Consider the following 11,719-nt stretch of genomic DNA (forward strand, 5'->3'; position numbering starts at 1 on the left):
TACGGAAGTTCCGTACGTCCGCCCCGGCGCGGCGCTGTGTGTCCGGCGTCTATTCGGCCAGGTACCGCTCCACGGTCTCCACCTTGGAGGTCAGACCGTCGCTCACGCCGGGCCGGATGTCGGCCTTGAGCACCAGCGACACCCGCGGGACACGGGCCTCCACGGCGGCGACGGCACGCTTGACGACGTCCATGACCTCGTCCCAGCTGTCGCCCTCGATGGAGGTGAACATCGCGTCGGTGCGGTGGGGCAGGCCCGACTCGCGGACGACCCGGACGGCGTCGGCGACGTACTCCCCCACGTCCTCGCCGACGCCGAGCGGCGTCACGGAGAAGGCGACGATCATGCGTTGACCTTTCCTTCCCGGCGGGCGCGGGCGGCGATGACGGCGTCCTCGGCCTCACGCCGCAGCTTGCGGTCGGCGAAGAAGCCGCCGGTCGGCAGGACGGAGAGGACGAAGTAGAGCGCCGCGGTCTTCAGCGGCCACTTGGTGCGGTTCCAGGCGTCCGCCCAGAAGACCACGTACAGGATGAAGAGAACGCCGTGGATCATGCCCATCGCGGGCACCGCGTTGAAGTCCGTGGTCCGCTTCAGCACCGAGCAGACGAGCAGCAGCAGGAACGACACCGCCTCGGGGGCCGAGACGAGACGGAGGCGGCGGAGGGCGGTGGCGGTCTTGATGTCCACAGGTCACCTTCGGTGGGGTTCGGCGGGAGTGACGTCGGTCGGCTCGGATCAGCTTGTGAACACAAGCACAAACGCTCGCCCATTGTGGCAAACACCGGAGGGAGGATGTGGCTCGGGGTCGCGTCAGGGGTGAAGTCCACCTACAGGATCTGTTGGCGGCCGACAGCGGCGGCTACCTTCGCTGCGTGGCGATGTTCCGACTTCAGGGCAGCAAGGTGCTCGCCGTCGACATGACCGGGGATGCCGTGAAGGCGAAGAACGGCTCGATGGTCGCGTACGACGGGCAGATGGCCTTCAAGAAGATGAGCGGCGGCGGTGAGGGCCTCAGGGGCATGGTGACCCGGCGCCTCACCGGCGAGCAGATGACGTTGATGGAGGTGAAAGGGCACGGGACGTGCTGGTTCGCGGACCGCGCCTCCGAGATCAACCTGGTGAGCCTCCAGGGCGACAAGCTGTACGTCGAGTCGAGCAACCTGCTCGCGACCGACGGCGGGCTGCGCACCGGCACCTCCTTCACGGGGATGCGCGGCGCGTCGCAGGGCAACGGGCTGTTCACGACCACCATCGAGGGGCACGGACAGGCGGCGATCATGTCGGACGGCCCGGCCGTGGTGCTGCGGGTCAGCTCGCAGTTCCCGCTGACCGTGGACCCGGGGGCGTATGTGGCCCACCAGGGAAATCTGCGGCAGTCCTTCCAGTCCGGTGTGACGTTCCGCACGCTCATGGGCGAGGGCGGCGGCGAGGCCTTCCAGATCCGCTTCGAGGGCGACGGGCTGGTGTACGTACAGCCGAGCGAGCGGAACACGATCGCGGGGGATGTGTGACATGGGCTTCCGCGAGATCAACTCCAAGATGGTCGAGGCGACCGTCATGCCCGGCCAGAAGCTGTTCAGTCAGCGCGGCGCGATGCTCGCCTACCAGGGCGAGGTGTCCTTCACCCCCAACATGGGCGGCGGCCAGGGCGGCATCATGTCGATGATCGGGCGCCGGGTGGCGAACGAGGACACTCCGCTGATGACCGTCGAGGGCAGCGGCACCGTGCTGTTCGGGCACGGCGGCCACCACGTCCAGGTGATCAGCCTGGCCGGCGACACCCTGTGCGTCGAGGCGGACCGCCTCCTCGCCTTCGAGGGCACGCTCCAGCAGGGCACGATGTTCCTCGGCTCGCAGGGCGGGGTCATGGGCATGGTCCGCGGCCAGGTCAGCGGGCAGGGGCTGTTCACGACGACCCTCAAGGGACACGGCGCCGTCGCGGTCATGGCGCACGGCGGCGTCTTCGAGATCCCGATCACCCCGCAGCGCCCCGTCCATGTCGACCCCCAGGCCTACGTCGCCCACCACGGTGACGTACGCAACAAGCTGTCCACCGCCCTCGGCTGGCGCGACATGGTGGGCCGCGGCTCCGGCGAGGCCTTCCAGCTGGAGCTGAGCGGCAGCGGTGCGGTGTACGTCCAGGCGTCGGAGGAGAAGCTGTGAGCCACTACCCGGCCGGGGGTCCCACCGTGTACGACCCCATGACCCTGCCCTCCGACGACAACGTCAACGCCTACACCTTCTGCGTGGAACTCAAGGGAAGCCAGTGGTTCCTGCAGAAGGGGAAGATGATCGCCTACTACGGCTCGATGGAGTTCAACGGCGTCGGGCACGGTCGACTCGACCGTCTTGTCCGTACGTCCTTTCATTCGCCACTGCACGCGAGCGACTGGGTCGTGGCGGAGGGCTCCGGGAAGATGCTGCTGGCCGACCGGGCCTTCGACGTCAATTCGTACGACCTCGACGACGGCAACCTGACCATTCGCTCCGGCAACCTGCTCGCTTTTCAGCCAAGTCTCGCGCTCAAGCAATCGATTGTGCCGGGTTTTCTGACCCTCATCGGAACCGGAAAGTTCGTGGCCGCATCTAACGGGCCGGTGGTGTTCATGGAACCCCCGATCCGGGTGGACCCGCAGGCGCTCGTCGGCTGGGCCGACTGCCCGTCGCCGTGCCACCACTACGACCATGGCTACATGACCGGCGTAATGGGCGGTCTACGTGCACTTACGGGCCTCGGAGGGGCCTCCGGAGAGGAGCATCAGTTCGAGTTCGCCGGAGCCGGCACGGTGCTGCTCCAGTCGACCGAGACCCTCATGGCCGAGCAGGCCACGGGGGCGCTTCCGCCGGACGCCGGAGTACCCGGTTCCGGTGGTTCACACACAGGCCCTTCACAAATGGCCGGTGTACCGCGCCTTCCCGGACAGCTGGGGGACCTCCAGCGTCGCTTCGGGCTGTGAGCGGTAGTCTGCGGAGTGTGACATCGAACGTGTGAGCACACAGGGTTCACACGGATGTGTCATAGAAAACCCTCACTAGTTCGCCTTTCAACTTCTTAGGTAGACTTCATTCATGGAGACCGAGACGGCCACGCGCTGGCTGACCGATGCGGAGCAGTGCGCCTGGCGCACCCACCTGGAGGTCAACAGGCTGTTGACGTACCAGCTCGAAAGAGACCTGCAGCCGTTCGGCCTGACAATGAACGACTACGAGATCCTGGTGAATCTCTCCGAGTCGGAGGACGTACGGATGCGGATGAGCGACCTCGCGTCCGCCACCCTCCAGTCCAAGAGCCGCCTCTCCCACCAGATCACCCGGATGGAGAACGCGAACCTGGTCCGCCGTGAGAACTGCGAGTCCGACCGTCGCGGGCTCTACGCGGTCCTCACGGACCACGGCATGGAGACGATGAAGAAGGTCGCACCCCACCATGTGTCGTCCGTGCGGAGGCACTTCATCGACCTGCTGTCCCCCGAGACCCTGACGGAACTCGACAAGGGCCTCAAGCCGATCGCGGAACACCTCCGCGGCCAGCGCGGCCGCCCGTAAACCGCGCGGATCCGGCGGCTAGCGGGCCTGCGGCAGGCGGAGTTCGAACCGGGCTCCGCCCGCCGGCGCCGGGCCCACGGTGAGCGTGCCGCCGTGCCGTACGGCGACGTCGCGGGCGATGGCCAGGCCCAGCCCGGCACCGCCGTCGTCGCGGCTGCGGGCCTCGTCGAGCCGGACGAACCGCCCGAAGATCCGTTCCCGGTCGGCCTCGGCCACCCCGTCCCCGTCGTCCGCGACGGCCGCGACGGCCCAGCCCCCTTCCTCCCGGACGGTCACCGTGACCGCCGAGCGGGCATGCCGCTGGGCGTTGTCCAGCAGGTTGGTGAGCACCCGCCCCAGCTGCCCGCGCGACCCGGCCACCGTCACGGCGTCCGCCGCGACCGTCACGTTCACCCGCCCCTCGGCCTCCTCCCGGGCCAGCGCGCCGAGGTCGAGCCGTGTGTCGCCGGGCCGCTCCCCCGCGTCAAGACGGGCGAGCAGCAGCAGGTCGGCGGCAAGGCCCTGGAGCCGTACGGTGTCCTGCACGGCGCCGTCGAGGTCCAGCAACTCGGGGTGCGCGGCGCCCACTTCCAGCTGGGTGCGCAGCGACGCGATCGGGCTGCGCAGCTCGTGGGAGGCGTCGGCGACGAAGCGGCGCTGGCGTTCCACGGAGGTCTCCAGGGCCGCGAGCGTCTCGTTGGTGGTCAGCGCGAGGCGGGCGACCTCGTCGTGGGTGTCCGGCACCGGGACGCGACGCGCGAGGTCCTCGGACGCGGTGATCGCGGCCATCTCGCCGCGGATGCCCTCGACCGGGCGCAGGGCGCGCCGGGTGACCAGCCAGGTGACACCGGCCACCACGGCGAGCAGCAGCGGGAAGCCGATCAGCATGACGGTGAGCGCGGTGTTGACGGCGCCCTGCTCGGCGGAGAGGGGGGCACCCGCGTACACCGTGAGGAGCCCCCGGCCCTCGACCTCGACATGGACGGCGGCGAAGCGGTGGTCGTCGGTCTCGCCGTCGAGCGTGGCGGTGCCGTTGGTGAAGGTGGTGTGCTCGCTGATCTCGCCCGGTTCGAGGGAGGAGGCCTCGTCCGAGTCGTCGGCCTCGTCGTCCGAGTCGCCGGAGTCGCCCGAGGCCGCACCCTGCGACGGCTGCTGCTGCGGCCGCACCGCGTCGGTGCCCGTTCCGCTGATCCGCTCCAGATCCTCGCTGGCCGCGAGCAGCTTGCCGTTCTCGTCGACGACCTGGACGGGTTCGTCGTTGTCCACCGACAGCGACTCGTCCGCCCGCTTGAGCGCGATGTCCGTCGCGACGGCACGTGCGGTGCGTTCCGCCTGCGTACCGGCCTGCCCGATCAGGTTGGACCGCAGCGACAGCAGCACGGCGGTCCCGGCCGCGACCAGCGCCACCGCGACGACGAGGGTGGCGGCCAGCGTCGCCCGGGAGCGGACGGAGCCGAACAGGCGGCCGCTCATCGCGAGGTCTCCGCTCTCTCCAGCCGGTACCCGGCACCGCGCACCGTCCGGATGAGCCCGGCGCGCAGCTTGCGGCGCAGGGTGCTGATGTACACCTCGACGATGTTCGGATCGCCGTCGTACGCGAAGTCCCAGACGTGGTCCAGGATCTCCGTCTTGGACACCACCTCACCGGCCCGCAGCACCAGCTGCTCCAGGACCGAGAACTCCTTGGCGGTGAGGGTCACCTCGTCGTCGCCGAGGAAGACCCGACGGGCGGCGGTGTCCACCTTCAGATCACCGTGGACATGCACGGGAGAGGCCCCGGCGCCCTGTCCGCCGCGCCGCAGCAGCGCCTTGACGCGGGCGACGAGGACGACGTAGGAGAACGGCTTGGTGAGGTAGTCGTCCGCGCCGGTGTCCAGCCCTTCGGCCTCGTCGTACTCGCCGTCCTTGGCGGTGAGCATCAGGATCGGCACGTCGTGCCCGGCGGCGCGCAGGGCGGCGCAGACGCGGTAGCCGTTCATGCCGGGCAGCATGATGTCGAGGATCACGAGGTCGTACGACCCCTCCGAGGCCCGGTACAGCCCCTCCCTGCCGTCGTGGACGACGTCCACGGCGTATCCCTCGGCCGTCAGCCCCTTGGCGAGCGACAGGGCCAGCCGCTTCTCGTCCTCCACGATCAAGAATCGAAAGGGGCGACGCGAAGCGTCTCGGGCAGGGTGGTGGTGGGTGACGGGCGGGCGCATGCGTAAAGGTTCGCAAAGCGAAGCTGAAGATCTCTTCAGGGGGTTTCAGGTTCTCCTCAGCGTCGGTTCGGCAGATTGATCCACGTCGAAGCAATCGCAGCAAACCGGGAGGGAACCCCATGAAGCGCAACATCGTCATCGCCACCGTAGCCGCCGCTGCCCTGATCGGAGGCGGCACCGTCGCGGCGTACGCGGTCGGTGGCGACGAGAGCGCGCCCACGCAGCCGCACTCGAACGTGCGGGTCGCCGACGACCGGGACGACGACGCGCAGGACGCCGCCGACGACCGGGACGACGACGCCACCGAGGTCCGTGACGCGACCGGCGCCGCCAAGGTGACCGCCGCCGACGCGATCGCGGCCGCGCTCAAGCACACGCCGGGCACGGCCGTCTCCGCCGACCTGGACGACGACGGCTCGAACGCCTGGGAGGTGAACGTCGTCAAGGGCGACGGCACCGACCACGACGTCCGGGTCTCCGCCGACAACGGCAAGGTCCTCGGCGCCCAGCGCGACGACGATGACGACAACGACGGCCGCGAGGACCTCGCCGCCCTGAAGGACGCGAGCGTCGACGCCCGCGAGGCCGCACAGGCCGCCGCGGCGAAGGGCACCGTCACCGACGTCGACCTGGACGACGACGGCCCCGCGGCCTGGAGCGTCGAGACCACCAAGGGCGAGTGGAAGGTCGACCTCAAGACCGGCAAGGTCACCCAGGACCACGACGACCGCGACGGTCAGGCCGACCGCGACGACGACTGATCCGAGCCGTCGGGTGAGGGGTACGAGGTTTTCGTACCCCTCTAGTCGCATCAGCCCTTGGTCAGCCCCGCCACCAGCTCGTCCGCCGCCCGGTACGGATCCAGCTCCCCGGCGACGATCCGCTCCGACAGTGCCCCGAGCCGTCGGTCGCCGTGCAGGTCGGCGATGCGTTCGCGAAGGGCGGTGACGGCGATGGCCTCCACCTCGCGGGCGGCGCGGGCCCGGCGGCGTTCGGTGAGGACGCCGCGCTCCTCCATCCAGGCCCGGTGCTTGTCCAGGGCTTCCAGGACCTCGTCGACGCCCTCGGCGCGGGCGGCGACCGTCTTGACGATGGGCGGGCGCCAGTCGCCGGGGCCGCGGGACTCGCCGAGGCCGAGCATGTGGTTGAGCTCGCGGGCGGTGGAGTCGGCGCCGTCGCGGTCGGCCTTGTTGACGACGTACACGTCGCCGATCTCCAGGATCCCGGCCTTCGCCGCCTGGATACCGTCGCCCATGCCGGGGGCGAGGAGGACGACGGAGGTGTCGGCCTGGGAGGCGATCTCCACCTCCGACTGGCCGACGCCGACCGTCTCGACCAGGATCACGTCGCAGCCGGCCGCGTCCAGGACACGGATCGCCTGCGGGGCGGCCCAGGCCAGCCCGCCGAGGTGGCCGCGCGTCGCCATCGAGCGGATGTAGACACCGGGGTCGGACGCGTGGTCCGACATCCGCACCCGGTCGCCGAGCAGGGCGCCGCCCGAGAAGGGCGAGGACGGGTCGACGGCCAGGACGCCGACCCGCTTGCCCTGTTTGCGGTACGCGGTCACCAGAGCGGACGTGGATGTCGACTTGCCGACACCCGGCGATCCCGTCAGCCCCACCACATAGGCGTTGCCCGTCAGCGGGGCCAGCGCCGCCATGACCTCCCGCAGCTGCGGGGACGCCCCCTCCACCAGGGAGATCAGCCGGGCCACCGCCCTCGGCCGCCCCTGTCTGGCCTGGGACACCAGCGTGGAGACGTCCTGCATCACAGCTCCGTTCCGAGGATCACGTACAGCCGGTCAGGCCTTGGGTACCCGCACGATCAGTGCGTCACCCTGCCCGCCGCCACCGCACAGCGCGGCCGCGCCGACGCCGCCGCCCCGGCGCTTCAGCTCCAGGGCCAGATGCAGTACGAGGCGCGCGCCCGACATGCCGATCGGGTGACCCAGGGCGATGGCTCCGCCGTTGACGTTCACCTTTTCCGTGGACACGCCGAGGTCCTTCATTGACTGCACCGCGACGGCGGCGAAGGCCTCGTTGATCTCGATCAGGTCCAGGTCGGAGACCTCCAGGCCCTCCTTCTTCAGGGCGTGCAGGATGGCGTTGGAGGGCTGGGACTGCAGGCTGTTGTCCGGGCCCGCGACATTGCCGTGCGCGCCGATCTCGGCGATCCACTCCAGGCCGAGCTCCTGCGCCTTGGCCTTGCTCATGACGACGACCGCGGCCGCGCCGTCCGAGATCTGCGACGCCGAGCCCGCCGTGATCGTGCCCTCCTTGGAGAACGCCGGGCGCAGCTTGCCCAGCGACTCCGCCGTGGTCTCGCCGCGGATGCCCTCGTCCTTGCTGAAGAGGACCGGCTCACCCTTGCGCTGCGGGATCTCGATGGGGGTGATCTCGGCCTCGAAGAGGCCGTTCTTCTGCGCGGCGGCGGCACGCTGGTGCGACAGGGCGGCGATCTCGTCCTGCTCGGGGCGCCGAATGCCGAGGCGGGTGTTGTGCTTCTCCGTCGACTCGCCCATGGCGATGTTCTCGAAGGCGTCCGTCAGACCGTCGTACGCCATGGCGTCGATCATCTGCACCGCGCCGTACTTGAAGCCCTCGCGGGACTTCGGCAGCAGGTGCGGGGCGTTGGTCATGGACTCCTGGCCGCCCGCGACGATCACGTCGAACTCGCCGGCGCGGATCAGCTGGTCGGCGAGCGCGATGGCGTCGAGGCCGGACAGACAGACCTTGTTGACGGTGAGCGCCGGGACGTTCATCGGGATGCCGGCCTTGACCGCGGCCTGGCGCGCCGGGATCTGGCCGGCGCCGGCCTGCAGCACCTGGCCCATGATCACGTACTGCACCTGGTCGCCGCCGATCCCCGCACGGTCGAGGGCGGCCTTGATCGCGAAGCCACCGAGATCGGCTCCGGAGAAGGACTTCAGTGAACCGAGCAACCGTCCCATGGGCGTACGGGCGCCCGCGACGATCACAGAGGTAGTTCCAGAAGACATGAGGTGCGATCCCCTTCCAGCTGGAGAGCCGAGGAGTGAACGAGGGTTTACTTCGAATGTACTGAGTGGCACTCCGTGCCGTCACCGGGCCGTCGGTGTGATCGCGCGCACGTTGCGTAACCACCTCGGGAGCGCTGCACTGAACAACATGCTGACGCGAATCGACCACATCGGAATCGCCTGTTTCGATCTCGACAAGACCGTCGAGTTCTACCGGGCCACCTATGGCTTCGAGGTGTTCCACTCCGAGGTCAACGAGGAGCAGGGCGTCCGCGAGGCCATGCTCAAAATCAACGACACCTCCGACGGAGGCGCCTCCTACCTGCAGCTCCTTGAGCCCACGCGCCCCGACTCCACCGTCGCGAAATGGCTCGACAAGAACGGCGAGGGTGTCCACCACATCGCTTTCGGTACGGCAGATGTCGACGGGGACGCCGCCGACATCAAGGACAAGGGCGTACGCGTTCTGTACGAAGAGCCCCGGCGCGGCTCCATGGGGTCACGAATCACCTTCCTGCACCCAAAGGATTGCCATGGCGTACTGACAGAACTGGTCACTTCGGCGCCTGTTGAGTCACCTGAGCACTGACCCTCGTACATATGGGCCGGTAGGGTTGGGGGCGGTCGCCGCTTCCTGCAGGGCGATCGCCATGTCCGGGGTCCGGGTTTCGGGGGACGAGGGTGGGGCAACAGCCCGTGCTCCGCCGTTGATCTGACACCATTCCCCGGGGGCCCCGTTCGGCGGATGGACGGTGCTCGTATGGAGAGACTTGCGACCAGGGGACGGATGGGACCGCGCAGTGCGGGGCTACGAACGCCAGGAGCGAGAGCCGGCGGCTGACGTCGACCACCTCTCTCGGTTCGAGGCCGAGATGGATCGGCTGAAGACCGAGCGGGAGAAGGCGATCCAGCACGCCGAGGACCTCGGCTACCAGGTCGAGGTGCTGCGCGCCAAGCTGCACGAGGCGCGGCGGACCATCATGTCCCGGCCCGCTTTCGACGGCGGCGACATCGGCTACCAGGCCGAGCAGCTGCTGCGGAACGCGCAGGTCCAGGCGGACCAGCTGCGCCAGGAGGCCGAGCGCGAGCTCAGCCAGGCCCGCGCGCAGACCCAGCGCATCCTCCAGGAGCACGCGGAGAACGCCGCCCGGCTGCAGGCCGAGCTGCACCAGGAGGCGGTCAACCGCCGCCAGCAGCTGGACCAGGAGCTGGCCGAGCGACGCCAGACCGTCGAGTCGCACGTCAACGAGAACGTGGCGTGGGCGGAGCAGCTGCGCGCCCGTTCCGAGTCCCAGGCCCGCCGGCTCCTCGACGAGTCGCGCGCCGAGGCCGAGCAGGCCATGGCGACCGCGCGCGCCGAGGCCGAGCGGCTCACCGGCGAGGCCCGCCAGCGCCTCACCGGCGCGGCCGAGGAGGCCCGCGCGGAGGCCGAGCAGATCCTGCTCCGGGCCCGTACGGACGCCGAGCGGCTGCTGAACGCCGCGTCCACGCAGGCTCAGGAGGCCACCGACCACGCGGAGCAGCTGCGCAGCTCCACCGTGACCGAGTCGGACTCCGCCCGTCGGCAAGCCACCGAGCTCAGCCGCGCCGCCGAGCAGCGCATGGCGGAGGCCGAGGAGGCGCTGCGCAAGGCGCAGTCCGAGGCCGAGAAGCTGGTCGCCGAGGCCACGACGGCCGCCGAGAAGACGCTGGCGAGCGCCGAGTCGGCCAACGAGCAGCGCATGCGTACGGCGAAGGAGCAGGTCGCCCGGCTGGTCAGCGAGGCCACCAAGGAGGCCGAGTCCACCAAGTCGGACGCCGAGCAGGTCGTCGCCGACGCGCGCGCCGAGGCCGAGAAGATCGTCGCCGAGGCCGCCGAGAAGGCCCGCACGATCACCGCCGAGGAGAGCGCGACCCAGCTGTCCAAGGCTGCCAAGACCGCCGAGGACGTCCTCAACAAGGCGCAGGAGGACGCGCAGAACACCACCAAGGCCGCGGCCGAGGAGGCCGAGCGGATCCGCACCGAGGCCGAGGCCGAGGCGGACCGGCTGCGCGCCGAAGCGCACGACATCGCCGAACAGCTCAAGGGCTCGGCGAAGGACGACACCAAGGAGTACCGGGCCAAGACGGTCGAGCTGCAGGAGGAGGCCCGCCGGCTGCGCGGCGAGGCCGAGCAGCTGCGCTCCGAGGCGGTCGCCGAGGGCGAGAAGATCCGTGCGGAGGCCCGCAAGGAGGCCGTCCAGCAGATCGAGGAGGCGGCCAAGACCGCCGAGGAACTGCTGGCCAAGTCCCGGCAGGACGCCGACGAGCTGCGCCAGAAGGCCACGGCGGACAGCGAGAAGGTCCGCACCGAGGCCATCGAGCGGGCCACCACGCTGCGCCGCCAGGCCGAGGAGACCCTCCAGCGCACCCGGCAGGAGGCCGAGCGGCACCGCGAGGAGGTCGTCGAGCAGGCCGAGGGCATCAAGGCCGACGCCGAGCGTGCCGCGCGCGAGCTGCACGAGGAGACCGAGCAGGCCATAGAGGCCCGCCGCACCGAGGCCGCCGAGGAGCTCACACGCCTTCACACCGAGGCCGAGCAGCGGCTCGCGTCGGCCGAGCAGGCGCTCACCGACGCCCGCGAGGAGGCCTCCCGCATCCGGCGCGAGGCCGCCGAGGAGACCGACCGGCTGCGCACCGAGGCCGCCGAGCGGATCCGCACGCTGCAGCAGCAGGCCGAGGAGGAGGCCGACCGGCTGCGCAACGAGGCCGCTTCGGACGCGTCCGCGTCCCGGGCCGAGGGCGAGGCCGTCGCCGTACGGCTGCGTTCGGAGGCCGCGGCCGAGGCCGAGCGGCTGAAGTCGGAGGCGCAGGACACCGCCGACCGGGTGCGCGCCGAGGCGCAGGCCGCGGCCGAGCGGCTCGCCACGGAGGCGTCCGAGACGCTGGCCGCCGCCCAGGAGGAGGCCTCCCGGCGGCGCCGGGGGGCCGGGGGACTCCCCGGCTCCGCCCCCCAGGAGGCCGACCAGGAGCGCGA

At 70.3% G+C, this 11,719-nt stretch carries 12 protein-coding genes and 1 pseudogene; 7 read left to right on the forward strand and 6 right to left on the reverse strand.

Features of this window, described 5'->3' with window-relative positions; translation table 11 throughout:
• Nucleotides 1-49 precede the first annotated feature (49 nt).
• Nucleotides 50-346, reverse strand: a complete 297-nt coding sequence (locus ACFWYS_RS40095) for an MTH1187 family thiamine-binding protein (RefSeq protein WP_384780527.1) — start codon at nucleotides 344-346, stop codon at nucleotides 50-52.
• On the reverse strand, nucleotides 343-687 hold the full coding sequence (locus ACFWYS_RS40100) for a DUF3817 domain-containing protein (RefSeq protein ID WP_384780530.1): 345 nt from the start codon (nucleotides 685-687) through the stop codon (nucleotides 343-345). Before ACFWYS_RS40100 ends, ACFWYS_RS40095 begins: the two co-directional genes overlap by 4 nt.
• A 191-nt stretch (nucleotides 688-878) precedes the next feature.
• Here ACFWYS_RS40100 and ACFWYS_RS40105 point away from each other — a divergent pair, with 191 nt between their 5' ends.
• The 4 genes from ACFWYS_RS40105 (at nucleotide 879) to ACFWYS_RS40120 (ending at nucleotide 3,546) form a co-directional block, all read left to right on the forward strand.
• Nucleotides 879-1,511: an AIM24 family protein gene (locus ACFWYS_RS40105; RefSeq protein ID WP_384780590.1), complete on the forward strand. Its 633-nt coding sequence runs from the start codon at nucleotides 879-881 to the stop codon at nucleotides 1,509-1,511.
• A 1-nt stretch (nucleotide 1,512) separates the two neighbouring features.
• Nucleotides 1,513-2,163 (forward strand): AIM24 family protein, encoded by a 651-nt coding sequence (locus tag ACFWYS_RS40110; RefSeq protein ID WP_384780533.1) that lies wholly within the window; start codon nucleotides 1,513-1,515, stop codon nucleotides 2,161-2,163.
• Entirely contained in the window at nucleotides 2,160-2,957 is a 798-nt protein-coding gene (locus ACFWYS_RS40115; RefSeq protein WP_384780536.1) for an AIM24 family protein, read from the forward strand. Before ACFWYS_RS40110 ends, ACFWYS_RS40115 begins: the two co-directional genes overlap by 4 nt.
• Nucleotides 2,958-3,069: 112 nt before the next feature.
• The gene (locus ACFWYS_RS40120; protein WP_384780539.1) at nucleotides 3,070-3,546 is read left to right on the forward strand and encodes a MarR family winged helix-turn-helix transcriptional regulator; all 477 of its coding nucleotides are present in this window, start codon (nucleotides 3,070-3,072) and stop codon (nucleotides 3,544-3,546) included.
• An 18-nt stretch (nucleotides 3,547-3,564) separates the two neighbouring features.
• Here the strand turns inward: ACFWYS_RS40120 and ACFWYS_RS40125 are convergent, their stop codons facing one another.
• Nucleotides 3,565-4,998, reverse strand: a complete 1,434-nt coding sequence (locus ACFWYS_RS40125) for an ATP-binding protein (protein ID WP_384780542.1) — start codon at nucleotides 4,996-4,998, stop codon at nucleotides 3,565-3,567.
• Nucleotides 4,995-5,726, reverse strand: a complete 732-nt coding sequence (locus ACFWYS_RS40130; protein WP_384780545.1) for a response regulator transcription factor — start codon at nucleotides 5,724-5,726, stop codon at nucleotides 4,995-4,997. The genes ACFWYS_RS40125 and ACFWYS_RS40130 overlap by 4 nt, the downstream gene beginning before the upstream one ends.
• A gap of 119 nt (nucleotides 5,727-5,845) precedes the next feature.
• On the opposite strand from ACFWYS_RS40130, the gene ACFWYS_RS40135 reads away from it, so the two are divergent.
• On the forward strand, nucleotides 5,846-6,487 hold the full coding sequence (locus tag ACFWYS_RS40135; protein ID WP_384780548.1) for a PepSY domain-containing protein: 642 nt from the start codon (nucleotides 5,846-5,848) through the stop codon (nucleotides 6,485-6,487).
• Nucleotides 6,488-6,537: 50 nt separating this feature from the next.
• On the opposite strand, the gene meaB is transcribed toward ACFWYS_RS40135, so the two are convergent.
• Both meaB and ACFWYS_RS40145 read right to left on the reverse strand, forming a co-directional pair.
• Nucleotides 6,538-7,494 (reverse strand): methylmalonyl Co-A mutase-associated GTPase MeaB, encoded by a 957-nt coding sequence (gene meaB, locus ACFWYS_RS40140; RefSeq protein ID WP_384780551.1) that lies wholly within the window; start codon nucleotides 7,492-7,494, stop codon nucleotides 6,538-6,540.
• 33 nt (nucleotides 7,495-7,527) lie between these two features.
• Nucleotides 7,528-8,724 carry an acetyl-CoA C-acetyltransferase gene (locus tag ACFWYS_RS40145; protein ID WP_384780554.1) on the reverse strand — a complete coding sequence of 399 codons (1,197 nt, stop codon included), beginning with the start codon at nucleotides 8,722-8,724 and terminating at the stop codon, nucleotides 7,528-7,530.
• 148 nt (nucleotides 8,725-8,872) lie between these two features.
• Here ACFWYS_RS40145 and mce point away from each other — a divergent pair, with 148 nt between their 5' ends.
• Complete coding sequence (gene mce / locus ACFWYS_RS40150) at nucleotides 8,873-9,313, forward strand: methylmalonyl-CoA epimerase (RefSeq protein WP_048582912.1); 441 nt, start codon at nucleotides 8,873-8,875, stop codon at nucleotides 9,311-9,313.
• Between the two features lie 211 nt (nucleotides 9,314-9,524).
• Nucleotides 9,525-11,719 (forward strand): annotated as a pseudogene (scy, locus tag ACFWYS_RS40155) (polarized growth protein Scy); the annotation flags it as partial.

Origin of the sequence: Streptomyces sp. NPDC059010 (genome assembly GCF_042740355.1) — a bacterium.
Lineage (GTDB): Bacteria > Actinomycetota > Actinomycetes > Streptomycetales > Streptomycetaceae > Streptomyces.